Origin of the sequence: Blattabacterium cuenoti STAT (assembly GCF_003573915.1) — a bacterium.
Classification (GTDB): domain Bacteria; phylum Bacteroidota; class Bacteroidia; order Flavobacteriales; family Blattabacteriaceae; genus Blattabacterium; species Blattabacterium cuenoti_A.
On the sequence record NZ_AP014608.1, the window covers coordinates 501,751 to 528,032 of the forward strand.

Below are 26,282 nucleotides of genomic sequence, written 5' to 3' on the forward strand. Positions count from 1 at the left end.
GTATTTTTTGGTATATAAATAGATTATAATTTATTTTTTATTATGTCCTGTAATATTCTAAAAAAATCTATAAAATATTTAAAAGGATTAAGTTTAAAAAAAGCTTATTTATTTAACACTGAACTAAAACTTTACACATATGAAGATTTACTTTTTTTTTATCCTAAAGGATATAAACGTTTATCTATATTAAAAAATATATCAGAATTATCAAATTATGATAATAATTTTGTAAAAATATTAGGAAAAATAACTAAAATTGAAGAAAAAAACTATAAGAATAAAAAAAGAAAAATATTAATAGCACATCTTGAAGATAAAACAGGTTTTATCGAATTAATTTGGTTTCAAAAAACAAATTTTTTTAAAAATATAACAAAAAATATTACAGTTATAGTTTTTGGAAAAGTTCAGTCTTTTCAAAAAAAAATTCAAATTATTCATCCAAATATTGAAAAATTCCATTCTTCAGTAAATAATTATTCTATATTTCCTGTATATCCTATACCAAAAAATTTAAAAGAAAAAGGAATAAATAATTTTTTTATGATCAATTTATTACAAAATCTTATAAAAGAATTAAAAAATAATATAGATGAATTTTGTTTTCAAGATTTTATAAATAAAAAATTGATGTCAAGAAAAAAAGCTTTAGTTCAAATTCATTTTCCAGAATCTTTAGCTTTTTTATTGCAAGCGCAATATTCGTTAAAGTTTGAAGAGTTATTCTTATTAAAATTATTTTTTTTATCTAAAAAAAAAATAACATACAGTTATCCTTTTACAAAATTAGGAAAGAATTTTCATAATTTTTACAAAAATTTTCTTCCTTTTACTTTAACGGAAGAACAAAAAAAAGTATTTAAAGAAATATGGAATGATTTGAAAAAACCTATTCAAATGAATCGATTATTACAAGGAGAGGTTGGTTGTGGAAAAACCATCATAGCTATATTATCAATGCTTATTGCATTGGATAATGGATTTCAATCTTGTTTAATGGCTCCTACTGAAGTTTTAGCCATACAACACTATTCTTGTATAAAAAAAATGTTTTCTAAAATTGGAATTAAAATTGGTTTATTAACGAGTTCTATTTCTAATTCCATACGGAAATCTCTTTATCATGAAATGTTAATAGGAAAAATATCTATTGTAATAGGAACACATTCTTTAATTCAGGATAAAGTTCAATTTCGGAATCTTGGATTAGTAATAATAGATGAAGAACAACGTTTTGGAGTAGAACAAAGAGAAAAAATTTGGAAAAAGAATAATAAAACTCCTCATATTCTAATTATGACAGCTACACCTATTCCTAGAACATTAGCAAAAATTATTTACCATGATTTGAATATTTCTATCATAAGAAAAATACCCTTAGGTAGAAAACCTATTAAAACTATTCATTTTTTGAGTAAAGATAAAGATCGAGTTTTTAAAATTTTAAAAAATCAAGTGTCAATAGGAAGACAAATTTACATTATATATCCTACTATAAATACTTCTTTAAAGTATAAAAATTTAATGATAGGGTATCAAGAAATTAGGAAAAATTTTAAAAATTTGGAAAATAAAATTGGAATTTTACATGGTAAAATGAGTTTCCAAGAAAAAAATATACAAATGAGTCGATTTTTACGTGGAGAAACAAAAATTTTAATAGCTACTACAGTTATAGAAGTAGGAATAAATGTACCTAACGCTTCAGTAATTTTAATAGAAAATGCAGATTTTTTTGGATTATCTCAATTACATCAATTAAGAGGAAGAGTGGGTAGAGGGAAACATCAAAGTTATTGTATTCTTATTACGGATAAAAAAATTAGTATAGAAGGTTTTTTTAGAATCAAAAAAATGTGTGAAACAAACAAAGGATTAGAAATTGCTAAAGAAGATTTAAAATTACGTGGTGGTGGAGATTTAATAGGAACTAAACAAAGTGGAAAAAATTATTTTCGTATAGTAGATTTAATAGAAGATTATAAATTAATAAAAGAAGTTTTTCCAATTGCTAAAATTTTTTTTCATAAAAATCCTGATTTTTTAAAAAATACAAAAAATATTTTTTATGAATATTACAAAAAAATAAATGAAAAATTTTTAAAAAAAAACAAGCAATAATAATGAATTCTCTGAATATTTTTCAACGAAAAATTATAGAAACTGTTAACGGACCTATATTAGTTCTTGCTGGAGCAGGATCGGGAAAAACTCGTGTTATTACACATCGTGTCGTTCATATGATTCAAAATATAGGAATATCTCCTTCTAATATATTGGTTTTGACTTTTACAAAAAAAGCTGCTAAAGAAATGAAAAATCGAATTTCCAATATGATAATGGATCAATCAGATTTTGATCAAATAACATTGGGTACTTTTCATTCTATATTTTCCAGTATTCTAAGAAAAGAATCTCATTGGTTAGGTTTTAAATCAAATTATACAATTTATGATCAAAAAGATTCAGAAAATGTTATAAAAAAAATATTAAAAGACATAAACAATATAAACAATTCTTTGAATTATAAACAAATAAAAAAGAAAATATCTGAATATAAAAATAATTTGTATAGTCTATTATATAAAGAGAAATTTAAAAACAAAAAATTAGAATATTTTACTAAAATATATGAAGATTACACAAAACGTTGTTTTCAAGCAAACGCATTAGATTTTGACGATCTATTGCTTTATACTAACCATTTGTTTTTTTATTTTCCAGATGTACTAAAAAAATATCAAAAAAAATTTAAATATATATTAATTGATGAATATCAAGATACAAATTTATCTCAAAATATTATTGTAAAAAAATTAGTTTCTAAACATAAAAATATTTTTGCAGTAGGAGATGATGCTCAAAGTATTTATGGATTTCGAGGTGCTAATATTTCAAATATTTTAAATTTTCATCTTGATTATAAAAATGCAAAAATTTTTCGTCTTGAACAAAATTATCGTTCTACTAATCATATTGTGCAAGCTTCTAACAATATTATTTCTTTTAATAAAAATCAAATTTTAAAAAAAATATGGACAAACAATGAAAAAGGAGAAAAAATAAAAATATATTGTGCTTCTTCTGAAGAAGAAGAAGCACAATATATTGCCTCTTCTATTCTTTCAATAAAAAAAAAAAAAAATTTGAAATTTGAAAATTTTGCTATCCTTTACAGAACAAATATACAGTCACATCTTATAGAATATTCACTCAAAAAAAAAAATATTCCATATCACATATATGGATCTATTTCATTTGAAAACCGAAAGGAGATTCGAGATTTATTAGCTTATCTTAGACTAATTATAAATCCAAATGATGAAGAATCTTTATTACGTATTTTAAAAAAAAGAAATCAAAGAACAATAAAAAATATATTAAGTTTATCTAAAGAAAAAGGAATTACAATTTATAGTATAATACAAAATATTGAAGATTATCAATCCTTATTAAAAATAAATAATAAAATAAAAAATAACTTTATAAAGTTAATTCTTACAATAGAAAAATTACGTATTAATGTAAAACAAGAGGATGCATATGTTATAGCAAAAAATGTAATAGATTTTTTTACAAAACAAAATTATTTTAATTATAAAAATGAAGATTTTCAATTTATACTCGAATATATATTTCAATATGTTGAAGAACAAAAAAAATTAAAAAATAAAGGAAATACGAGTCTATTTGGTTTTTTACAATGTTTTTATTTGGAAAAACATGAAAATATTGATTATAAAGAAAATGAAAAAAATAAAGTTTCATTAATGACAATTCATTTATCCAAAGGTTTAGAATTTTCTATTATTTTTATCGCAGGATTAGAAGAAAATTTATTTCCTTCAAAATCAAGCACTTTAAATTCACTTAAAATAGAAGAAGAACGTCGTTTATTTTATGTTGCTTTAACTCGAGCTAAAGACAAAGCAATACTTACTTATGCAAAACATAGATTTATATGGGGGGAAAAAAAAGAAAATCTTCCTAGTCGTTTTATTAACGAAATGAATAAAAATTTCATTGATATAATCAATATAGAAAATCATCATAAACATCTATTAGAGAAAAAAAAAATTTATTCTTTGAATCATCTTCATCATGATGAAAATCATTATAATAATAAAAATTTCGAAAATTCTAAATATCTAAAAATAAAAAAAGGTGTAAAAGTTTTTCACAAAAATTTTGGGTTAGGAATTATTTTAGAATTACAAAATAAAAATCAAATAGCCTTAATAAAATTTCAACAATCAGGAAAAAAAAGAATTTTTATAAAACTAGATAAACTTGTTATTTCCTCATAATAACAATTTATGAATGATTCAAAAAAAATTAATTTAATTTTTTATTTTCAAAAAATAATTTGTCTTGTGGCGGTTATTTTATTTTTTGTAAAATTAATTACATGGCATATTACTTCTTCAGTTTCTATATTTAGTGATGCCATGGAAAGTTTGATTAATATTATTAGTGGTTTTATTGGGTTATGTAGTCTTTATATATCATCTATCCCTAAGGATAAAAATCATCCATATGGACATGGTAAAATAGAATTTATATCAACGGCAATAGAAGGTATTTTAATTTCTATAATAGGAATTAGTATTTTTATAAATACTTTAATACGTATTAAATGGAATATGCATGAAATTTTTTTATCAAGATTGGATTATGGTATTTTTTTAATGTCCTTTACTGGAATTATTAATTATTTGTTAGGATTTTTAGCTTGTAAAATAGGACATAAAAATGAAGCTTTGATATTAATAGCTAGTGGAAAACATCTTCAAATCGATACATATTCTACTTTTGGTATAGTTGTAGGATTAGTTTTACTAAATATTACTAAATGTGTATGGATTGATCCTGTTATTTCTATTATTTTTTCATCCTTAATTTTATATACAGGTTTTAAATTATTAAGAAAGGCTACAGCTGGAATTATGGATGAGTCTGATAAAAAACTTTTAAGAAAATTATCTTTTTATCTCAATAAAAATAGAGATATTTATTGGATTGATTTTCATCATTTAAAAATTATTAAATATGGAAGTGCATTACATATTGATTGTCATTTAACTGTTCCATGGTTTTTTAATATAAAAGAAGCGAATCAAGAAATAAAAAAATTAAATCAATTAACTAAAAATGAATTTGGATTTAAAGTAGAATTATCGGTTCACATTGACGCCTGTTCCAATAACCATTGTATATTTTGTTTGAACCATTCTTGTAAAGAAAGAAAAAACCTTTTTAAAAAAAAAATTTTTTGGACTTTAGATAAAACATCTTATTATAACAATAATACTAAACTTTAAAATAAAAATTATGGAATACAACACTAATCGTCTCAAACTGGTTATTCCAGAATATGGAAGAAATATTCATAAAATGATAGATTATGCTATACAAATAAAAAATAGAAAAAAAAGAAATCGTTGTGCATGGGGAATTATTAAATTAATGACAAGTTCTATTCATCCTAAATTTCAAAAATCTATTCCTTATTTTCAACATAAATTATGGAATCAACTATTTATTATGTCTAAATATCAATTAGACATTGATACTCCTTTTCCTAAACCAAATACCAAAGAACCCTATAGAATAAGTTTTTGTAGAAAAGTAGTATATCCAAAATATCTAACTAATTTTAGATATTACGGAAAGATCATAAGAAACATGATAGATGCAGCAATACGTTGTAAGGATACACAAAAAAAAGAAGGATTATTTTATGCTATTGCTAATACAATGAAAAAAAATTATCTAAGATGGAATAAAAATATGGTGGAAGATGACGTTATTTTTAACGATTTAAAAGAACTTTCAAAAGGAAAAATATGTTTAATGAAAAATACAGATCCATTATTACAATGCTCTCATATTATGAGATATAGAAAAAAAGAAAAATACTAAATAAAATATAATTTAGTTTTAAATCATTATAATGGAATTGAAATGGGAATTTTTAAAATAAAAGGAGGTATTCCTTTAAAAGGAGAAATTCAACCACAAGGCGCTAAAAATGAATCTTTACAAGTATTATGTGCCGTATTACTTACTTCAGAAAAATTGAGAATTAAAAATATTCCAGAAATAGAAGATATTAAATGTTTAATAAAAATTCTAAAAGATTTAGGTGTTTTAGTAAAAAAAAATGGAATTGGAGATTATACTTTCCAAGCGAAAAATATAAATATTGAATATTTAAATACAAAAAAATTTCGGGAGTATGGAAAATCCATAAGAGGATCAATTATGATTGCAGGACCTTTACTTGCTAGATTTGGAAAAGTTTGTATTCCGATACCTGGAGGAGATAGAATAGGCAGAAGATCTTTAGACGCGCATTTAAAAGGATTAAAATCATTAGGAAGTAATATTCATTATGATAATGAATGTCAATATTTTGACTTACGGGTACATAAAAAAAATTTGAATGGAAAATATATCTTAATGGAAGAAGCTTCTATTACAGGAACTGCCAATATCATTATGGCCGCTACTTTAGCTAAAGGAAAAACAACTATTTATAATGCTGCTTGTGAACCTTATATTCAACAATTATGCAAATTGTTAAATAAAATGGGAGCTAAAATTAAAGGAATAGGATCTAATTTAATTAATATAATTGGAGTCAAAGAATTAGGAGGTTGTAAAAAACATACCATATTACCTGATATGGTAGAAATAGGTAGCTGGATAGGATTAGCTGCTATTACTTGTTCTGAAATTAAAATTAAAAATGTAAGTTGGAAAAATTTAGGAATCGTTCCTAATATATTCCATAAAATGGGAATTAAACTAGAAAAAGATAAAGATAATATTTATATACCATCCCAAGAATCTTATCAAATTAAAAAATCATTAAATAATGCAATATTAACAATATCTGATGCTCCATGGCCTGGATTGACTCCAGATTTATTAAGTATTTTAACTGTAGTAGCTACTCAAGCTAAAGGAAGCGTTCTAATTCATCAAAAAATGTTTGAAAGTCGATTGTTTTTTGTAGACAAACTTATTGAAATGGGAGCTCAAATCATATTATGTGATCCTCATAGAGCTACTGTTATAGGATTAAATCATAAATCTCCTCTTAGAGGTTCTCTATTAAATTCTCCAGATATTAGAGCAGGAATATCTCTTCTTATAGCTGCTCTTTCTGCTAAAGGAACCAGTATTATTCAAAATATAGAACAAATAGATAGAGGATATGAAAATATAGACGAAAGATTACGGTTTTTAGGAGCTGATATCCTAAGAACAACATAATAAATTTATTACAAAATTAATCAAAAACATAAAAAAAACGAATCTTATACACTATTATATAATATATATAATAATTTACAATTTACTTTACTTATAATCCTTATCCAAGAATAAATAGAAAATTTTAATTTAAAAAAGATAATCTATCTATAAACCTTAATTCCTTTTATTTTATTACATCATATATCAACACAAAAATTCGTAATTTTAATTTAATCAAAATGTAATATCATTTATTAAAAATATTGCAAAAAAAAAATGAAATTTTTTTGTTGTGTATGAAATAAATATGTGTTATTTCAAAATCATATAACTTTATGATATCATCTAAATAGATAAATTGAATGAAAAAGATCAGAAAAAAATTGAAAAATTATGGAAAAATTTGAATATATAACTAAAGAAGGATTAGAAAAATTACAAAAAAAAATAGAAAGATTAGAAAATATAGAACGTCCAAAAATATCCATGCAAATAGCGGAAGCTAGAGATAAAGGAGATTTATCAGAAAATGCAGAATATGATGCAATAAAAGAAGCTCAAGGTTTTTTAGAAATGAATATAGCTAAATTAAAAAAAAAATTATCTAATTCACGAATTATAGATGGATCACAAATTAATAGAACTAGAGTTTCTATTCTTTCTACAGTAAGAATAAAAAATTTAACCTATGGAGGAGAACAAATATACACTTTAGTTCCAGAAGGAGAAGCAGATTTAAAATCTGGAAAAATTTCTATAAATACTCCTATATCAACAGGATTACTCGGAAAACAAGTAGGAGAAATTGCTCATATTAAGTTACCTAATAAAATGATACTTGATTATGAAATTTTAGAAATAGCATTTAATGAATAAAAATATATTTCAAAAAATAATTCACAATGAAATTTTAGCTTATAAAGTAGCGGAAAATTCTGATCATTTAGCTTTTTTAGATATTCATCCTATAAAAATAGGTCATACTTTGGTTATTTCAAAAAAAAGTAATAGAGATAAAATTTTTTCTCTTTCAGAAAAAGAATTTATCTCTATTATGTATTTTACAAGAAAAATAGCTCTAGGAATAGAAAAAGTTATTCCTTGCAATCGTGTAGGCATATTTGTTATGGGTTTTGAAATTCCTCATGTTCATATTCATTTAATTCCTATGGATAAAGAAAGTGATGGTAATTTTTCAAAAAAAAGAATAGTTTTATCTTCAAAAAATTTTAAATTTTTGTCAGAAAAAATAAAAAATTCTATTCGGAAAATATAAACAAAAATTTATATTATTATTTTAATAATTCCAATGAAATAGCATCTTTAATCCTTTCATAGTATGAAATTTATCTATTATATGAATTTTTTTTGTTAAAGGTGTATATATATGAGAATAACCTCCGGTAGTAATAACAAAACAATTCGTTTTCAATTCTTGATTTACCCTATTTATTAATCCTTCAACCATACTTAAGTATCCATATATAATTCCACTTTGAATACATCTTTCTGTATAGTATCCTAATATACTAGGAGGTTTTTTTAATTCTATATTTGATAATAGAGATGTATTTTCAATTAAAGCCTTTAAAGAACTATTAACGCCCGGAGCAATGATAACACCTTGAAGATTTCCACATTTATCTATACAAGTAAAACTTAATGCAGTACCAAAATCCACTACCAAAAAAAAAGAATAATTTTTACTCTTGTATAGTGTATATGCAGCTATAGCATTAGCATATAAATCTGTACCTAATTGATGAGAATAATGTTTTATAGGAGAAGCGGTTTTTCTATCGACAATAATCGGTACTATTTTATGTATTTCATATAAAGATTGTTTTATAATGTTTGTAAGAGAAGGAACAACTGATCCAATAATAATATTTTGTATTCTAAATTTAGAAAAAATATCATATTTACGATATATATCTCTAAATATAAAAACATATTCATCTATCGATTTATGTGGGATAGTATTTATGTTCCACGAACAATTACATTTTAAATCAGAATTACTATTAAATATTCCGAAATGAAGATTAGAATTTCCAATATTTATTATTAATAACATGATTCACTATATTTTCATAATTTTGGATAAAAACGTATTATAAATCATATAATTCATAATATAAAATATAAATGTTTTTATATAATTTTATAAAAGTATTTTTTATTTTATTTTATAGTAATGACTAACATATTTTATAAAATAAAAGGAAAAGGAATTCCTATAGTATTATTACATGGATTTATGGAAAGTTTAGAAATATGGAATTTTTTATATAATAGTAAAATTCCTAATAAATATAAAATTCTTTCAATTGACTTTCCGGGTCATGGAAAAAGTATTTTCACATTAGAAAAAAAAAATATAGTTTTTACAATGGAAAAAACAGCAGAAATTGTAAAAAAAATTGTAAAAAAAGAAAATATAAAAAAAGCTATTTTTATAGGACATTCTATGGGTGGATATGTGGCTTTAGCTATGGCAGAAAAATATCCAGAAATGTTTTTGGGGTTATGTTTACTTCATTCTACGACAAAATCAGATACATTAGAAAAAAAAAAAAATAGAATTCAATCGATTCAATTAGCAATCCATCATTATCCATTATTTATATCCAAAAGTGTAAAAAAATTATTCCATTATGAAAAATTATCTTCTTTACAAAAAGAAATTAGTTTTATAAAAAACATAGCTTCAAATACTAATATTCAAAGTATTATTTCTTTTTTAAAAGGAATGGCAATTCGAAAAGATAGGACATTCTTACTAAGAACAACTAAATTTCCAAAACTATATATATCTGGGTTATACGATAGAGTTCTTGATATAAAAAAAAATTATGAAGAAACTAAAAATGGAAATAAAATTTATTTTGTTGCTATACCTACAGGTCATATGGGACACATAGAAAAACCTAAAGAAATTATAAAAATATTAGAAAATTTTATAGATTTTTCACATTTTTGAAATATGATATGAATGAATAAAAAAAAATTACGTGAAAAATATTTTCATATGAGAAAGTCTATTTCTGTAAAGGAAATTAGAAAAATGAGTTTTGAAATTTTTTTTCAATTAAGAAAAATATCTTTTATTTGGAAAAAAACTTATTATCATATTTTTTTACCTATACAAAAACATAAAGAAATAGATACATTTATAATAATTAATTTTTTATTAAAAATAGGAAAATACGTTACGATTCCGTGTTCTAATTTTCATAAATTATCTATAGATAATTGTTTATTTCATAAAAATACTATATTAACAAAAAAAAAATATGGAATTTTAGAACCAATTCTTATGCATAAATTTATTGTTTCAATTTCTCTTATTGAAGTTATTTTTATTCCGTTATTAATATTTGATTTTAGAGGATATAGAATTGGTTATGGAAAAGGTTTTTATGATAGATTTATTCCTTTATGTAAAAAAAATATTATTAAAATAGGGATAAGTTTTTTTTATCCTATAAAAAAAATACAAGATGTACATGAGAATGATTTATTAATAGATATAGGAATAACTCCTAACCATATTTTTTTTTTAAATTCAATAAAAGAAAACTTTTAGTATATCCCAAATAATAATGAATATCATAATTAAACTAATTGTTAAAAAACCGTAAATAGTCCAACGTTCAATAATTTTGTCATTTATTTTTTTCTTTGTTATCATTTCTATCATAATAAACAATAAATATCCACCATCTAATGATGGAATAGGAAATAAATTTAAAAATGCTAACCAAATGGATAAAGTACCAGTTAAAGTCCAAAAAATATCCCAATTCCATTTAGATGGAAACTCTTTAGCTATAGAAAAAAAACTACCTATTTGTTTATAAGCTTTAGTTTCTATATGAAAAATATTTTTCAAAAATAAGACTTGATTTTTCAAAACATTCCAAGATTTTTCTATTCCATGAGGAATACTCTCAAAAAAAGAATAATTATTTTTTTCAAATAAAAAAATTTGATCTAAATCTATAAATTTTTTCAAATAAACCCCCAAAATTCCTTTTGGATTTAAAAAAAATTTTTTTTGAATTAATTTTCCATTTCTGTTAATAGATATCAATATATTTTCATTTTTATATTTTGATAACAAATCTTTTAATTGATCAGAAAAAAGAATGAATTCAGAATTAATAGCTAATATTTCATCATTATTTCTTAATCCATATTTTTCTGCTTCAGAATTTTTAATTACATAATTAATTATAGGAGGAACACGAGGTTGAATGAAAAAATTCAATTCTTTTCTATCAAAAAGAATTTTCTTTTTTTTATTATTTAATGGTAATTTTATAATGTTACCCATACGATCTATAGTGATAGAATTTCCCAAAAGAATGGATTTTGGAATATCATTAAAATAGGGAACATACTTTTCGTTTACAAATAAAATTTTATCTCCATTTTTCAATCCTATTTTTTCTCCTAAAGAGTCAACTTCTATTCCATATTTTACATTTTTTGTAGGAAGATAAGTTTCTCCATATTTAAACAATAAAAAAGTAAAAATTAAAACGGACAATAATATGTTGAAAAGAATTCCTCCAGAAATGATTAATAATCTTTTTATTGCTGACTTAGAACGAAATTCCCAATCTTTAATTGGATATTCTGATTGATTTTCTTTATTATTATCCATTATCATTCCAGATATTTTAACATATCCTCCTAGAGGTAACCAACCTACTCCATAGGTAGTATTTCCTATCTTTTTTTTAAAAATAGAAAACCAAGGATCAAAAAATAAAAAAAACCTCTCAACTCTAACTTTAAATAATTGAGCTATAATAAAATGACCTAATTCATGAACAACTACTAATATAGAAACACTAAGTAACAATTGTATTGATCTAGTTAAAATTGATGACATTTTTCAGATTTAAAAAATAAAAAAGATAAATTTAAACCTTTATTCCAAAATAAAATACATTTTGAATTTATCTAATCTTAAAAAAGGAGAAAAAGGGATTATTAAAGGATATAAAAATGATGATTTTCCCATAAAATTATTAGAATTAGGAATTTTACCTGGTATAAAATTCGAAATACTTTTTGTTTCTATTTTTTACGATCCATTGTGTATAAGTTATGATCAATCTTGTTTAGTAGCTTTACGAAAAAAAGAAGCTGAAAACATTATCATAGAACCTATTTTTTCAGATAAAGAAAAAAAAAATGAAAAAAATTAAATTAGCAATTGTTGGAAATCCAAATGTAGGAAAAACTTCTTTATTCAATCAATTAACTGGACTTAATCAAAAAGTCGGAAATTATATGGGGGTTACAATAGATAAAAAAATAGGATACTTTTATTATGAAAATACGTATTATCAAATTATAGATCTTCCTGGAACTTATAGTATATATCCTTCATCTGAAAATGAAGAAGTAGTTTTTAAATTACTACTAAACAAATTAAACGATTTAGATTATCCAGATAAAATTATATCGGTAGCGGATTCTTCTAATCTCAAAAAAAGTATTCTTTTACTCAGACAAGTTCAAGATTTAGGATTTTCTGTCCTTTTTGTATTAAATATGCTGGATGAAGCAGAAAAAAAGAGAATATTCATTGATATAGAAAAATTAAAAAAACATCTTTTTACAGAAATTGTATTAATTAATGCAAGAAAAGGAATAGGAATTAACAAAGTAAAAACAAAAATAAAAAATTTAAATCAAAAAATAAAAAATACCTATTTTTTCAATCCAGGAATACATTATTCTCTTGCTATTAATGATGTGAAAAATCATTATAAAATAAGTACTTATCAAGCTTGGTCTTATTTAGCTTATAACAAAAAATTTTTGAAAAAAGACTGTTTATTAAATAAAATAAAAAAAAAATATAACATTATTTCAAAAAGATTACAAATCAAGGAAATATTAGATAGATATGAAGAAATAGGAAAAATATTTTCTATAACGGTTTCAAAATTAATTTCGAATAAAGAAAAAAACTATTTAGAATTTTCAAAAAAAGTAGATAATTATTTAATTTTACATCCTTTTTGGGGTTATTTTTTTTTTTTATTTGTTTTATTTTTCATTTTTCAATGTATTTTTTTATTTTCAGATTTTCCTAAAAAATTTATAGAATTTTTTTTTTCTTTTATCCAAAATAAATTTAACAACGTTTATCCTGGTCCTTTAAATAATTTTTTTTTACAAGGAATATTACCTGCAATTAGTACTATTATATCTTTTATTCCGCAAATTTCTATTTTGATATTTTTCCTTCTTCTTATGGAAGAAAGTGGATATATAAATAGAGTCATATTTTTAATGGATAGAATTATGCGACCTTTTGGTTTAAATGGAAAAAGTGTTGTTCCTCTTATTTCTAGCATAGCTTGCGCTATTCCCGCAATTATATCAGCTAGACATATAGAAAACCCAAGAGATCGATTAATTACTATTTTAGCGACTCCTTTTATAACCTGTTCTGCTAGATTACCTGTTTATACTTTAATTATATCTATAATTATTCCGGATAAAAAATTGTGTTTTATTCAATTAAGAGGAGTTGTTCTTTTCTCTATGTATATATTAGGAATAATACTTGCTTTAAGTGTATCAATCATTTTACATCACCTATTAAAAAAAAATTATCAAAGTCATCTTATAATGGAAATTCCTACTTATAAAATTCCTATGTTAAAAAATATATTGATTAGTCTTTGGATCAATCTTAAATCTTTTATTATCAATGCAGGAAAAACTATTTTATTGATTAATATATTAATTTGGGTTTTTGCTTCTTTTGGACCTTCCAAAAATTCATCAAATAAATATCCAATTTTTATACAAAAAAAAGAATTATCTTATTCTTATTTAGGTTTGTTGGGAAAAAAAATAGAACCGGTAATTCATCCATTAGGATATAATTGGAAAATTGGAATTGGTTTACTAACTTCTCTTGTAGCAAGAGAAGTCTTTATTAGTACTATGGATTCTATTTATAACATAGAAAAAAAAGAAAATTTATTAAAGAAAAAAATGAAAAAAAAGATATATTCTAATACTAGAAAACCTATTTATAGTTTAGCAACAGGATTTTCTTTATTATTTTTTTATGCATTTTCTATGCAGTGTATGAGTACTTTATCTATAATAAAAAAAGAAACTAAATCTTGGAAATGGCCAATATTACAATTTATTTTTATGACTTTATTCGCTTATATAGTTTCATTATTAACATATCAAATATTAAAAAAATAAAATGTATCAATACATTATAATAGGTTTATTTTTTTTGTATTCAATTTTTTGTTTTTTTATGAAACTGTTACATTTTTTTTTAAATAAAAAAAATTTTTGTAAAAAAAAATGTAATTGTAAACTATAAAATTTTTATTTTTTCATTCATTTTTTCAATAGAAGTATATATAGAATTTTTAAAGACATCGGATAAAGATATTCCAGCTATTTCCAATTGTTTTGGAAAAATACTTTCTTTTGAAAGACCTGGTATTGTATTTATCTCTAAAAAAAAAGGTTCTTCATTTACAATAATATATTCCGCTCTTGTGATTCCTGATAAATTTAGAAAATTATATACTTTTTTTGCTGTTTTCCTTATTTTATTTTCAATATGCGGAGATAATTTTGCCGGAGTAAGTTCTTGAGATTTACCAGAATATTTTGATTCAAAATCAAAAAAATCATTTTGACTAATTATTTCTGTTATCGGTAAAACAATAATTTCATTTTTGAATGAAAAAACTCCGACTGATACTTCCTTTCCTTTAAGAAAGGATTCAACAAGAATTTCTTCATCTTCTAGAAAAGCTTTTTGTACTGCATTTAACAATTTTTGTTCTTCATAAACTTTACTTATTCCCAAACTAGATCCAGATCTATTAGGTTTTACAAAACAAGGAAGTCCTGTTTTTTTTAATATTTTTTTTGTACAAAAAATTTGATTTTTATTTAAAAAAAAAGACTTCGCTGTATTAATTCCAAGATGATTTAATAGACTTAAACAATATTTTTTATTGAAAGTAATATTTGCATGGTGAAAATTACATCCTGTACAAGGAATTCTTAATAATTCAAAATAAGCTTGTAATAAACCGTCTTCTCCTGGAGTTCCATGTATGGCATTAAAAATACAATCAAATTTCAGTTGTTTGTTTCCAGAAACAGTAAAATCTTGTTTGTTTATGAAATATTCTTTATTTTTATCGTCTTTCATAATCCATTTATCTTTGAAAAGATAAACTCGATAAGGATCGAACTCTTTTCTACATAAATTTTCATAAACTACTTTTCCGCTTTTTAGTGAAATCACATATTCTTTTGAATACCCACCCATAATAATAGCGATTTTTTTCATTATTTATTTTTAATTTTATTGGTTTTTTTATAAGAATATTTTTAATTTATTTTTTCATGAATTATTCAAAGTATTTTTTAATATTCATCATAAATTTTTTAATTTCTATATTTATCTTAGTTAAAATAACTCAATTAGCATTAAAATGGATAGATGTTTATACAAAACATGGTTCTTATGTTGTTGTTCCTAATTTGATAGGTATTACTTTACCTAAATCTATATCTATTTTGAAAAAATTAGGTTTAAAATATAATGTAAATACATCACGTTATGATCCAAATTTTAAAATTAATCAAATTATTTCTTTTTCTCCAGAATATGGTAATCATGTCAAAGAAGGGAGATATATATATATTCAAGTTAATTCTAAATCATCTCAATCTGTTTTACCTAATATTATAAATAAAGATAAACGAATAGCAATAAAACTACTTCATGTTAATCATATATATGTTAAAGAAATTAGATATATTAACAATTCTAGAAAAGATGTCGTTTTAAAAGTTTTATATCAAAATAAATCTATCAAATTTGGATATAGATTCCCTTTTAATCAAGATGGAATTATTTTAATCATTGGAAAAGGATATGAAAAAAATAATTTTTTCATTCCTAATGTTATTGGAATGTCATTATCTTCAGCTATCTATACTTTAAAAAATCAATTGTTTCATGTGATTAATTTTTATTATGACCATGATACAATAAATCCTGATAAAAATGCAAAAGTATATCGTCAAAAACCTGACCCTGGAGTTTTTTATGATAAAAATAAACCTATTGAACTTTGGATCACCTCTAAAAAAGAGGTATTAGATCATTTTATTGAAATCAAAGAGAAAGAAGAAAAAATCAAAGAGAAAGAAGAAAAAATCAAAGAGAAAGAAGAAAAAATCAAAGAGAAAGAAGAAAAAATCAAAGAGAAAGAAGAAAAAATCAAAGAGAAAAAAGAAAAAATCAAAGAGAAAGAAGAAAAAATCAAAGAGAAAAAAGAAAAAATCAAAGAGAAAAAAGAAAAAATCAAAGAGAAAAAAGAAAAAATCAAAGAGAAAAAAGAAAAGAGCGAATTAAATTCAATAAAATGAAAATAATTCAAATTTTTGTAAAAAAAAATCAAAGAGAAATTCGCATTGATAAATTTTTAAAAAAAAATATAGAAAATATTAGTAGAAATCAAATTCAAAAATTGATTTCTTCAAAAAAAGTTATTGTAAATCAAATTTTTGTAAAAAAAAATTACAAAATACAACCTTTAGATTTTATAAAAGTTCAATTTTATGATATTTATCCTACATTAGATTATTTAGAATACGAAAATATTGTTGCAGAAAAAATAAATCTTCATATTATACATGAAGATGAAGATCTTATTGTAATTAATAAACCTGCAGGAATGGTTGTTCATCCTGGATTTGGACATGATAAAGGAACATTAATTCATGGTATAAAATATCATTTTCAAAATTCAAATTTAAATGATTTTAATCTATATAGAAGTGGATTAGTTCATAGATTAGATAAAGATACATCAGGATTATTAGTTATAGCTAAAAATGAATTTTCTAAAGAATATCTATTTCAACAATTTCACTCCAAAACAATTCAAAGAGAATATAGGGCTTTAATATGGGGAAATTTATCAGAAGAAAAAGGAATTATAACAGGTTTTATTGGAAGAGATCCAAAAAATAGAAAAAGAATGACCGTTTTTAGAACAAATGAATTTTGTAAAGGAAAGTATTCTTATTCTATAACACATTATCAAGTATTAGAGCGATTTAAATATTTGACATATGTTTCTTGTAGGATAAAAACAGGAAAAACACATCAAATAAGGGCTCATTTCAAATATTTGGGACATCCGTTATTTCACGATTCTATTTATGGAGGACATAAAATTCTTATGAAAAAAAAATGTTCAAGTCAAATTATAGAATTTTTTAGAACTTGTTTAAAAATTTTACCAAGACAAGCCTTACATGCAATATCTCTTTCTTTTATTCATCCAAAACATAAAAAATGCTATTTTTATTGTCCAATTCCTGAAGATTTTAAAATTGTTCTAAACAAGTGTAGAAAAATATTATTATAATAAAGAACCATTCAAAAGAAAATAAGATATAAAAAAATATATAATTAAACCAACAACATCTACTAATGTAGCTACAAAAGGGGCTGAAGAACTAGCCGGATCTCCTTTTAATTTTTTAATTATAAAAGGCAACATTGACCCACTTAATGTTCCCCATAATACAACTCCAATTAAAGATAAAAAAACCGTAAAACCTACTAATATCCAGTGAGATCCATAATTAAATAAATGAATTTTATGCCAAACTATTACACGTATAAAACCTGTTAATCCCAAAATACTTCCTAAAAAAAAACCACAAACAATTTCTCTTCGCATTACAATCCACCAATCTTTTATTCTTACTTCTCCCAAAGCCATTGCTTGTATGATTAAACTTGCAGCTTGAGATCCACTATTTCCACCACTTGAAACAACTAAAGGTATGAATAAAGCAAGAACTACAGCTTTTTCTATAACGCTTAAAAAATTTTGCATGACTGTTGTTGTTAGCATTTCTCCTATAAATAATAAAATTAACCATCCAGCTCTTTTTTTAATAAGTTTATATAAAGGAACGTTTAAATAAGATTGATTTAAAACTTCCATTCCTCCTATTTTTTGAAAATCTTCTCTATAATTTTCATTCAATACACATAATACATCATCTACAGTAACAATTCCCAACAAAATATTCTGATTGTCTATAACTGGAATAGAAATTCTGTTGTTCATAGAAAATATTTTAGTAGCTTCTTTTTCTGTATCCGTAATTTTTAAAAAAATTTCAGTATTTTTCTTTCTATCTATTAATTCAGATACTTTTGTATTAGGATCTACCAATAAAAATTTTTGTATTTTTATCTCATTTATTAATTTTCCTGTTTTATCTACTATATAGATAATTTCTATAACATCATTATTTTTAACTTCTTCACGAAGATAATCCAATATTTCTTGTATACTACAGGTTTTTTGAACGGCAAGATAAAATGGAATCATTAAACGACCTATACTATTTTTAGAATATCCTAGAGATACTAAAATTCTACATTTTTCTTCTTTATTTAAATACTTTATTAAGTCTTTTAATATTTTTTTTGGAAGATTTTCTAAAAAATAAAAACGATCATTTACCGATAAATTATTTAATAATTCTATTTTTTTAATAGAAGATAAATTTTTTATAATTTTTTTTTTTATAGAAAAATCCAATATTCTAAAAACAGAAATTGCTTTACATAATTTTAACAAATTAAATATTTCTACAACATTATTAGGATTTTTATGAAAAATTTTTATTAATCTACTTATAGTTTGACTATTTAGAAATTTACTGTTATTTAAATAATCTTGTTCCTCATTAAACATTTTTTCTTTTTTTTGTGAAATTTTTTTGAATATTTATTATTTTTTATGATCATTAAAATAACAATTGTTTTTTTTCCTTTTTTTTAACGAAAATAAAGAAGAAAACAATTATTATATTGTTCTGCAGAAATAAGAAATAAATTAAAATTACGTAATAAAATTATTGCACATATTTACATATGTGTATATATAAAAGAAAGAAAAATGGAATATAATTTTCGTGAAATAGAAAAACGTTGGCAAATATATTGGAAGAAACATAACGTTTTTCACTCAAAAAGAAACAAAAAAAGAAAATACTACATATTGAATATGTTTCCTTATCCTTCTGGAACAGGTCTTCATGTAGGACATTGTTTAGGTTATATAGCATCAGATGTTTATGCGAGATATAAACGAACTAAAAAATATAATGTTTTAAATCCCATAGGATTTGATTCTTTTGGTCTTCCTGCAGAACAATACGCAATTCAAACTGGAAAACATCCTTACGATACAACTCTTGAAAATTCACGTATATATAAAGAACAAATCAATAAAATAGGAATTTCCTTTGATTGGAGCAGAGAACTATATACCAGCAATCCTAATTATTATCATTGGACTCAATGGATGTTTATTCAAATTTTTAATTCTTGGTATGATAAAAACGATGAACAAGCTAAACCTATAAATCTTTTAATTGAAGAGTTTAATAAAAACGGAAATTATTTTATTAACGCAAGCAGCACAACATCAAAGTATAAATTTGATTCAAAAACATGGAAAAAATTTAATTTTTACGAAAAAGAATCTGTTCTTTTAAATTATAGACTCGCTTTTTTATATAATAATACAGTAAATTGGTGTCCAGCTTTAGGTACAGTATTAGCTAATGATGAAATCAAAAATGGAAGAAGTGAAAGAGGAGATTTTCCAGTTTATGAAAAAAAAATGTTACAATGGCATATAAGAATTAGTGCATATGCAGAAAGGCTAATTAAAGGGTTACATTTTATTAATTGTTCTCAATCTTTAAAAAAATTACAATATAATTGGATAGGAAAATCAAAAGAAATTTATGTTTTATTAAAAATAATTTATCCTATTAATGATATTCATCAAATTGAATTACTTATTTCTCATCCAGAAATGATATTTGGAATAACTTTCATCATATTATCTCCAGATCATCCACTTGTCTCTTCTACAAGAGATTTTACTGTACCTATAGATGAAAATAAAAAAAATATTTATGGAATTTTTACAGGAAATTATGTTTTCCATCCTTTTATTAGGAATAAAAAAATTCCTATTTATATTAGTAATTTTATTTCTGTAAATCATAACACACAATCTATTATAGGAATACCTGGATATGAAGAAAAAAGTAAAAAATTTGCCGAAAAATTTGGTATAGAAATCATTAAAGTTTTAGATTTTAATAAAAAATATATTATAAATTCTAATTTTTTAAATGGATTAACTCGTAAAGAAGCAAAAGAAAAAATTATAAAAATTCTAGTAAAAAATAAAATAGGAAAACTTAAAATAAGTTATAAAATTCGTGATGCTATTTTTTCCAGACAAAGATATTGGGGAGAACCAATTCCTATTTATTTTAAAAACAAAATTCCAAAAACAATTCCCATTGATAAATTACCACTCCTTCTTCCAAAAATAGATAATTTTTATCCTAAAGATGGAAAACCTCCATTAGCTAGAACTAAAAATTGGGCTTGGGATGAAAAAAATATGAAGATTGTTCCTAATATTTTGATTGATCATAAATATATATTCCCAATAGAAACTAGTACCATGCCTAGTTGGGCAGGATCAAGTTGGTATTATCTTAGATATATGGATGTACATAACAATCAATTTTTTATTGATAAAAAAAAAGAAAATTATTGGAAAAATGTTGATTTGTATATTGGTGGATCTGAACATAGTACAGGTCATTTAATTTATGCTAGATTTTGGCATAAATTTTTATTAGATAGAGGATGGATAACAACTGAAGAACCTTTTAAAAAAATATTAAATCAAGGAATGATCTTGAGTTATTCTGCTATTATACTAAAAGTAGTAGGAGATGATATTTTTCTATCCTATGGATTAAGAAATAAAAAACATGCATATTCTTCTTTCCAAGAAATATATGTAGATCTTTCTTTTATCAAAAAAAATAATGAATTAGATATTTTTAAATTTAAAAAATATAGACCTGAATTTTATTCATCCGTTTTTATTTTAGAAAAAGGTTCCTTTTTTTGTAAAAGAAAATTGGAAAAAATGTCAAAATCAAAATATAATGTAATAAATCCTAATGATATTTGTGCAAAATATGGATCAGATACATTTCGTATGTATGAAATGTTTTTAGGCCCTATTAATCAATCTAAGCCCTGGGATGAAAATAAAATAAATGGAATAAAAAAATTTTTAATTAAATTTTGGTGTTTATTTCATAAAAATAATGAATTTCAAATTAGTGAAATAGCCCCCACATTTCAAGAATTTAAAATTTTACATAATACTATAAAAAAAATACAAAATAAAATGAATTTTTTTTATTGGAATACTTCTATTAGTTTATTAATGATTATGACCAATCAATTAACGGAATTAAAATGTAACAAAAGAAAAATTTTAGAACCTTTTGTTCAATTAATTGCTCCATTTGCTCCTCATATATCTGAAGAGTTATGGTATAAATTGGGTAAAAAAAAATCTGTTATATTTTATAATTTTCCAGTTTTTAATCCAAAATATATAATAAAAAATGAAATAACATATCCGATTATGTTCAATGGAAAACTGAAATTTTTAGAAAAATTTGATTCTAGCGCACCAATAGAAAAAATAAAAAATAAAATATTAAATCATCCTAAAACAAAATTTTTTTTGAAAAAAAATACTTTACAAAAAGTAATTTTAATTCCTAAAAAAATAATAAATATTTTATTTAAATAATTTTTTTAATTTGTACTCTATAGCATTCATTTTTACATTTTTTTCATTCTAACTAGGAATAGATAAAAACTTTTTTTATGTCAAAAAACCAAATTAAAACTAATTCATATAGTTTTTTTAATTGTATAGAAAAAAATTTTGATAAAGCTACACGATTTCTTTCTATTGAAAAAGGTCTTTTAGAACAAATTAAAGCTTGTAATTCTGTATATCGAATGCATTTTCCTGTTAAAATAGGAAAAAAAATAAAAGTAATAGAAGCGTATAGAGTTCAACACTCTCATCATAAACTTCCTTGTAAGGGAGGTATTCGATATAGTATTAAAGTTAATCAAGATGAGGTTATGACTTTAGCTGCTTTAATGACCTATAAATGTGCCATAGTTGATGTTCCTTTTGGAGGAGCTAAAGGAGGGATAAAAATAGATCCACAAACTATATCAACGGAAAATATAGAAAAAATAACACGACGTTATACCTCTGAATTAATCAAAAAAAATTTTATTGGACCAGGAATAGATGTCCCCGCTCCTGATTATGGAACAGGAGAAAGAGAGATGAGTTGGATATTTGATACTTTTTTATCTCTCCGTTCTGGAGACGTAGATGCATTAGCTTGTGTTACAGGAAAACCTGTTTCTCAAGGAGGAGTTAGAGGAAGAAAAGAGGCAACAGGATTGGGAGTTTTTTATGGAATCAGAGAATTGTGTCATGTAAAAGAAGAGATGTGTTCTGTTGGTCTTGATATAGGATTAGTTGGAAAAAAAATTATTATACAAGGATTAGGAAATGTTGGTTATCATGCTGCTAGTTTTTTCCACGAATCCGGCGCTATTATAATTGCTTTAGCAGAAAGAGAAGGGGCGATTTATAACGAAAAAGGATTAAACGTATCTAAAGTTTTTTTACATTTAAAAGACAATGGATCTATATTAAATTTTCCAGAAGCAAAAAACATAGAAAACACAGAAAAGGCTTTAGAATTAGAATGCGATATTTTAATTCCAGCGGCATTAGAAAATGTGATACATAAAAATAATGCGAATCGTATTAAGGCTAAAATTATTGGAGAAGCGGCAAATGGTCCGATAACTCCTGAAGCTGATGAAATTTTATATAAAAAAGGAGTGATTATTGTCCCTGACATTTACTTAAATGCAGGAGGAGTTACTGTTTCTTATTTTGAATGGATAAAAAACCTAAGTCACGTACGTTATGGACGAATGGAAAAAAAATTTAGAGAAAATATGAATACAGAACTATTACAAGTTATAGAAACAATTTGCAAAAAAAATTTTTCAATAAAAGAGAAAAAAATGGTTTTAAGAGGACCAAGAGAAATAGATTTGGTTCGTAGCGGATTAGAAGATACCATGATTAATGGATTTCACAAAATTCGTGATATAAAAAAATCATTAAAAATAGAAAACATGCGTACTGCAGCATTTGTATTGGCTATAAATAAAATTATAGATTCTTATGAGAAACTAGGTATTTTTCCATAATATCTTTTATTCTGAAAAAAAAGAAAAAAATTCATTTTTCATGAAGTACAAAAGATCATTATTGAAACTAAGTGGAGAAGCTCTCATGGAAGAAAACGATTTTGGCCTTCTTCATTCTTCTCGTCTTCAACAATATGCTGAGGAAGTAAAAAAAGTAGTAGAAATGGGAGCTCAGGTTGCTATAGTTATTGGAGGTGGAAATATATTTCGAGGATTTCCTAGAATAAAGGAAAAAATTATAAATCGAATAGAAGGGGATTATATGGGGATGTTAGCTACCGTTATTAACGGAATCGCTTTTCAATCATATTTAGAAAATGTTGGAATATGTACTTGTATTCAAACAGCTATTAAAATGGATGAAATTGCGGAACCTTTTGGAATAGATAGAGCAATCTATCATCTTGAAAAAGGAAAAGTTGTAATATTTGTTGCTGGATTAGGAAATCCTTATTTTACTACAGATACAGCTGCTGTTTTACGTGCTATTGAAATAAAAGCAGATATATTATTAAAAGGAACTAGAGTAGATGGAATCTATACAACAGATCCAGAAAAAAATAAATATGCTAAAAAATTAAAAAACATATCTTTTGATATGGCATATCAAATGGGAATCAAAGTTATGGATCAAACTGCTTTTATTTTAGGAAATGAAAATGATTTACCGATTATAATTTTTGATATTAATAAAAAAGGAAATTTTAAAAAAGTAATTTCAGGAGAAAAAATAGGAACTATGGTTTCTAAAAAAAAATAAAATTATGGATGAGTTAAACGATATTTTTTCCTATTGTCAGAAAAATATGGAGAAAATTTTGGAACAACTGAAAAAAGAAATTCATCGCGTTCGATTAGGAAGTAAGTCCATATCTTCTTTTTTAGGTAAAATAAAAATAAAATGTTATGGAACCTTTTTTCCACTTATAGAAGTGGCCAATATTTCTATTATAGACAATATGAATATTTCTATTCATCCTTGGGATCGTTCTATAATTTCAAATATAGATAAAGCTATTATTAATGCTAATTTAGGCTTTATGCCTACTAATAAAGGAGATTTTATTCATATACACTTACCTACAATTACAGAAGAAAGCAGAATAAATTTTATAAAAAAAATAAAATTACAAACAGAACACGCAAAGGTTCTTGTAAGAGAAATCCGGAAAAAAAATAATCAACGTATAAAAAAATTAAAAATATCAGAAGATATTTCTAAAATAGGAGAAAATAGTATACAAAAAATAACAAATGAATATATACAAAAAATAGAAAAATTTTTTCTCTATAAAAAAAAAGAAATTTTGGGAAGATAAAATGATAAAAAAATATTCAATTAAAGAATTACTAAATAAAGGAAAATTTTTTATAAATAAAAAAGTACTAGTTGAAGGATGGATTCGTTCTTTTCGTTACTCTATTTTCATTATTTTAAATGATGGATCTACTATTCAAAATCTCCAAATTGTTTTATCCAAAAATAAATTAGATAAAACAATTATGAAAAAAATAACAATCGGTAGTTCAATTAGAGTTATAGGAATAGTAAAAAAAAGTGTTGGAAAAAAACAATATATTGAACTTCAATCTTTGAAGATAAACATATATGAATTAGTAAATTCAGATATTCTTCAAAAATCTATTTTACAACCCAAAAAACATAGTTTCGAAAAACTTAGAGAACAAGCTCATTTACGTTTTCGTACAAACATTTTTAGTTGTATTATGAGAATTCGTCATCATATTGCTTTTTGTATACATAAATATTTTCATGAACATGGTTTTTTTTATCTCCATACTCCAATTATTACTACTTCAAATTGTGAAGGGAGTGGAAAAATGTTTCAGATTACAACTATGGATTTCAAAAAAAATAAACTAATAGATTACACGAAAGATTTTTTTAAATGTAAAACTTATCTTAGTGTATCCGGACAATTAGAAGCGGAAACCGCTTCTTTAGGATTAGGAAAAGTATATACTTTTGGCCCTGTATTTCGAGCAGAAGATTCTAATACTTCACGACATTTATCTGAATTTTGGATGATTGAACCAGAAATTGCTTTTTATCATCTAGAAGAAAACATAAATCTAGCTGAAAATTTTGTGAAGTTTGTTATTCAATATACAATTGAAAATAGTACGGAAGATTTAATTTTTTTAAATCAATATTTGGAAAAATGGAATAAAAAGAAAAAAAATTACCTTTTAGAAAAATTAGAACTTATTTTAAAATTTCCATTTAAGAAAATTAGTTATACAGAAACTATAAAAATTTTAGATCAAGAAGAAAAGAAAAAAAATATAAAATTTTCACATCCAATTACTTGGGGAATGGATTTACAATCTGAACATGAACAATATTTGGTTGATAAATATTTTAAAAAAATCCCTGTTATTATATTTGATTATCCTTGCAATATTAAGGCTTTTTATATGCGTATGAATAATGATGGAAAAACTGTTAGAGCTATGGATATTTTATTTCCTGAAATAGGAGAAATTATTGGAGGATCTCAAAGAGAAGAACGCTATGATATATTATTACAACGTATGAAAGATACAAATATTGATATCAATAAACTTTGGTGGTATTTAGATACACGTCGTTTTGGTTCTGTTCCTCATAGTGGTTTTGGTTTAGGTTTTGATCGTTTAGTTCAATTTATCACAGGAATGAATAATATTCGTGATGTTATTCCATTTCCAAGAACTCCAAAAAATGCAGATTTTTGAA

Annotated in this window: 22 protein-coding genes; 18 read left to right on the forward strand and 4 right to left on the reverse strand. The window is 23.4% G+C overall.

Annotated elements, in window-relative coordinates; genetic code table 11:
- The first annotated feature begins 42 nt into the window (after positions 1 to 42).
- From recG to STAT_RS02500, 7 genes are all read left to right on the forward strand, one after another.
- A complete protein-coding gene (recG, locus tag STAT_RS02470) occupies positions 43 to 2,124 on the forward strand; it encodes an ATP-dependent DNA helicase RecG (protein WP_119305658.1) in 2,082 nt (693 codons plus the stop codon).
- A 2-nt stretch (positions 2,125 to 2,126) separates the two neighbouring features.
- Entirely contained in the window at positions 2,127 to 4,310 is a 2,184-nt protein-coding gene (locus tag STAT_RS02475) for an ATP-dependent helicase (protein WP_119305659.1), read from the forward strand.
- 9 nt (positions 4,311 to 4,319) lie between these two features.
- Complete coding sequence (locus STAT_RS02480) at positions 4,320 to 5,324, forward strand: cation diffusion facilitator family transporter (protein WP_119305660.1); 1,005 nt, start codon at positions 4,320 to 4,322, stop codon at positions 5,322 to 5,324.
- Between the two features lie 10 nt (positions 5,325 to 5,334).
- A complete protein-coding gene (locus tag STAT_RS02485) occupies positions 5,335 to 5,925 on the forward strand; it encodes a DUF4290 domain-containing protein (RefSeq protein WP_119305661.1) in 591 nt (196 codons plus the stop codon).
- Positions 5,926 to 5,967: 42 nt separating this feature from the next.
- Complete coding sequence (gene murA, locus STAT_RS02490) at positions 5,968 to 7,284, forward strand: UDP-N-acetylglucosamine 1-carboxyvinyltransferase (RefSeq protein WP_119305662.1); 1,317 nt, start codon at positions 5,968 to 5,970, stop codon at positions 7,282 to 7,284.
- 375 nt (positions 7,285 to 7,659) lie between these two features.
- Complete coding sequence (gene greA, locus STAT_RS02495) at positions 7,660 to 8,142, forward strand: transcription elongation factor GreA (RefSeq protein WP_119305663.1); 483 nt, start codon at positions 7,660 to 7,662, stop codon at positions 8,140 to 8,142.
- Entirely contained in the window at positions 8,135 to 8,542 is a 408-nt protein-coding gene (locus tag STAT_RS02500) for an HIT family protein (RefSeq protein ID WP_119305664.1), read from the forward strand. The genes greA and STAT_RS02500 overlap by 8 nt, the downstream gene beginning before the upstream one ends.
- Before the next feature lie 21 nt (positions 8,543 to 8,563).
- Here STAT_RS02500 and STAT_RS02505 read toward each other — a convergent pair whose 3' ends face one another.
- The gene (locus tag STAT_RS02505) at positions 8,564 to 9,343 is read right to left on the reverse strand and encodes a type III pantothenate kinase (protein ID WP_119305665.1); all 780 of its coding nucleotides are present in this window, start codon (positions 9,341 to 9,343) and stop codon (positions 8,564 to 8,566) included.
- A gap of 120 nt (positions 9,344 to 9,463) precedes the next feature.
- On the opposite strand from STAT_RS02505, the gene STAT_RS02510 reads away from it, so the two are divergent.
- Together STAT_RS02510 and STAT_RS02515 are read left to right on the forward strand one after the other, a co-directional pair.
- Positions 9,464 to 10,249 (forward strand): alpha/beta fold hydrolase, encoded by a 786-nt coding sequence (locus tag STAT_RS02510; RefSeq protein ID WP_119305666.1) that lies wholly within the window; start codon positions 9,464 to 9,466, stop codon positions 10,247 to 10,249.
- Positions 10,250 to 10,261: 12 nt separating this feature from the next.
- Positions 10,262 to 10,855 carry a 5-formyltetrahydrofolate cyclo-ligase gene (locus tag STAT_RS02515; protein WP_119305667.1) on the forward strand — a complete coding sequence of 198 codons (594 nt, stop codon included), beginning with the start codon at positions 10,262 to 10,264 and terminating at the stop codon, positions 10,853 to 10,855.
- Here the strand turns inward: STAT_RS02515 and rseP are convergent.
- Entirely contained in the window at positions 10,835 to 12,169 is a 1,335-nt protein-coding gene (gene rseP / locus STAT_RS02520) for an RIP metalloprotease RseP (protein WP_119305668.1), read from the reverse strand. The two genes, STAT_RS02515 and rseP, sit on opposite strands and share 21 nt — an antisense overlap.
- Positions 12,170 to 12,230: 61 nt before the next feature.
- Between rseP and STAT_RS02525 the strand changes: the two genes are divergently transcribed.
- Entirely contained in the window at positions 12,231 to 12,488 is a 258-nt protein-coding gene (locus STAT_RS02525; protein ID WP_119305669.1) for a FeoA family protein, read from the forward strand.
- Positions 12,475 to 14,520 carry a ferrous iron transport protein B gene (feoB, locus tag STAT_RS02530; protein ID WP_119305670.1) on the forward strand — a complete coding sequence of 682 codons (2,046 nt, stop codon included), beginning with the start codon at positions 12,475 to 12,477 and terminating at the stop codon, positions 14,518 to 14,520. The genes STAT_RS02525 and feoB overlap by 14 nt, the downstream gene beginning before the upstream one ends.
- Positions 14,521 to 14,641: 121 nt before the next feature.
- Here the strand turns inward: feoB and STAT_RS02535 are convergent, their stop codons facing one another.
- The gene (locus tag STAT_RS02535) at positions 14,642 to 15,637 is read right to left on the reverse strand and encodes a D-alanine--D-alanine ligase (RefSeq protein WP_119305671.1); all 996 of its coding nucleotides are present in this window, start codon (positions 15,635 to 15,637) and stop codon (positions 14,642 to 14,644) included.
- Positions 15,638 to 15,693: 56 nt separating this feature from the next.
- Here STAT_RS02535 and STAT_RS02540 point away from each other — a divergent pair, with 56 nt between their 5' ends.
- Together STAT_RS02540 and STAT_RS02545 are read left to right on the forward strand one after the other, a co-directional pair.
- On the forward strand, positions 15,694 to 16,725 hold the full coding sequence (locus tag STAT_RS02540; protein WP_119305672.1) for a PASTA domain-containing protein: 1,032 nt from the start codon (positions 15,694 to 15,696) through the stop codon (positions 16,723 to 16,725).
- The gene (locus tag STAT_RS02545; protein WP_119305673.1) at positions 16,722 to 17,732 is read left to right on the forward strand and encodes an RluA family pseudouridine synthase; all 1,011 of its coding nucleotides are present in this window, start codon (positions 16,722 to 16,724) and stop codon (positions 17,730 to 17,732) included. Before STAT_RS02540 ends, STAT_RS02545 begins: the two co-directional genes overlap by 4 nt.
- Here STAT_RS02545 and mgtE read toward each other — a convergent pair.
- Positions 17,727 to 19,082 (reverse strand): magnesium transporter, encoded by a 1,356-nt coding sequence (mgtE, locus tag STAT_RS02550; RefSeq protein WP_119305674.1) that lies wholly within the window; start codon positions 19,080 to 19,082, stop codon positions 17,727 to 17,729. The genes STAT_RS02545 and mgtE overlap by 6 nt on opposite strands.
- Positions 19,083 to 19,286: 204 nt before the next feature.
- Here mgtE and STAT_RS02555 point away from each other — a divergent pair, with 204 nt between their 5' ends.
- The 5 genes from STAT_RS02555 to asnS all read left to right on the forward strand — a co-directional run bounded on the left by STAT_RS02555 (position 19,287) and on the right by asnS (position 26,281).
- A complete protein-coding gene (locus STAT_RS02555) occupies positions 19,287 to 22,037 on the forward strand; it encodes a class I tRNA ligase family protein (RefSeq protein WP_119305675.1) in 2,751 nt (916 codons plus the stop codon).
- Positions 22,038 to 22,114: 77 nt separating this feature from the next.
- The gene (locus STAT_RS02560; protein ID WP_119305676.1) at positions 22,115 to 23,542 is read left to right on the forward strand and encodes a Glu/Leu/Phe/Val family dehydrogenase; all 1,428 of its coding nucleotides are present in this window, start codon (positions 22,115 to 22,117) and stop codon (positions 23,540 to 23,542) included.
- Positions 23,543 to 23,582: 40 nt separating this feature from the next.
- A complete protein-coding gene (gene pyrH, locus STAT_RS02565; RefSeq protein ID WP_119305677.1) occupies positions 23,583 to 24,302 on the forward strand; it encodes a UMP kinase in 720 nt (239 codons plus the stop codon).
- A 4-nt stretch (positions 24,303 to 24,306) separates the two neighbouring features.
- Positions 24,307 to 24,861: a ribosome recycling factor gene (gene frr / locus STAT_RS02570; protein ID WP_119305678.1), complete on the forward strand. Its 555-nt coding sequence runs from the start codon at positions 24,307 to 24,309 to the stop codon at positions 24,859 to 24,861.
- A gap of 1 nt (position 24,862) precedes the next feature.
- Positions 24,863 to 26,281: an asparagine--tRNA ligase gene (gene asnS / locus STAT_RS02575; protein WP_119305679.1), complete on the forward strand. Its 1,419-nt coding sequence runs from the start codon at positions 24,863 to 24,865 to the stop codon at positions 26,279 to 26,281.
- Position 26,282: the final 1 nt, after the last annotated feature.

Coding starts and splice junctions, on each gene's coding strand:
- frr (WP_119305678.1), top strand. CDS start 24,307: ATGGATGAGTTAAACGATATTTTTTCCTATTGTCAGAAAAATATGGAG.
- pyrH (WP_119305677.1), top strand. CDS start 23,583: ATGAAGTACAAAAGATCATTATTGAAACTAAGTGGAGAAGCTCTCATG.
- feoB (WP_119305670.1), top strand. CDS start 12,475: ATGAAAAAAATTAAATTAGCAATTGTTGGAAATCCAAATGTAGGAAAA.
- STAT_RS02515 (WP_119305667.1), top strand. CDS start 10,262: ATGAATAAAAAAAAATTACGTGAAAAATATTTTCATATGAGAAAGTCT.
- STAT_RS02535 (WP_119305671.1), bottom strand. CDS start 15,637: ATGAAAAAAATCGCTATTATTATGGGTGGGTATTCAAAAGAATATGTG.
- STAT_RS02510 (WP_119305666.1), top strand. CDS start 9,464: ATGACTAACATATTTTATAAAATAAAAGGAAAAGGAATTCCTATAGTA.
- STAT_RS02480 (WP_119305660.1), top strand. CDS start 4,320: ATGAATGATTCAAAAAAAATTAATTTAATTTTTTATTTTCAAAAAATA.
- STAT_RS02475 (WP_119305659.1), top strand. CDS start 2,127: ATGAATTCTCTGAATATTTTTCAACGAAAAATTATAGAAACTGTTAAC.
- asnS (WP_119305679.1), top strand. CDS start 24,863: ATGATAAAAAAATATTCAATTAAAGAATTACTAAATAAAGGAAAATTT.
- STAT_RS02505 (WP_119305665.1), bottom strand. CDS start 9,343: ATGTTATTAATAATAAATATTGGAAATTCTAATCTTCATTTCGGAATA.
- STAT_RS02560 (WP_119305676.1), top strand. CDS start 22,115: ATGTCAAAAAACCAAATTAAAACTAATTCATATAGTTTTTTTAATTGT.
- greA (WP_119305663.1), top strand. CDS start 7,660: ATGGAAAAATTTGAATATATAACTAAAGAAGGATTAGAAAAATTACAA.
- recG (WP_119305658.1), top strand. CDS start 43: ATGTCCTGTAATATTCTAAAAAAATCTATAAAATATTTAAAAGGATTA.
- STAT_RS02555 (WP_119305675.1), top strand. CDS start 19,287: ATGGAATATAATTTTCGTGAAATAGAAAAACGTTGGCAAATATATTGG.
- STAT_RS02485 (WP_119305661.1), top strand. CDS start 5,335: ATGGAATACAACACTAATCGTCTCAAACTGGTTATTCCAGAATATGGA.
- rseP (WP_119305668.1), bottom strand. CDS start 12,169: ATGTCATCAATTTTAACTAGATCAATACAATTGTTACTTAGTGTTTCT.
- mgtE (WP_119305674.1), bottom strand. CDS start 19,082: ATGTTTAATGAGGAACAAGATTATTTAAATAACAGTAAATTTCTAAAT.
- STAT_RS02500 (WP_119305664.1), top strand. CDS start 8,135: ATGAATAAAAATATATTTCAAAAAATAATTCACAATGAAATTTTAGCT.
- murA (WP_119305662.1), top strand. CDS start 5,968: ATGGGAATTTTTAAAATAAAAGGAGGTATTCCTTTAAAAGGAGAAATT.
- STAT_RS02545 (WP_119305673.1), top strand. CDS start 16,722: ATGAAAATAATTCAAATTTTTGTAAAAAAAAATCAAAGAGAAATTCGC.
- STAT_RS02540 (WP_119305672.1), top strand. CDS start 15,694: ATGAATTATTCAAAGTATTTTTTAATATTCATCATAAATTTTTTAATT.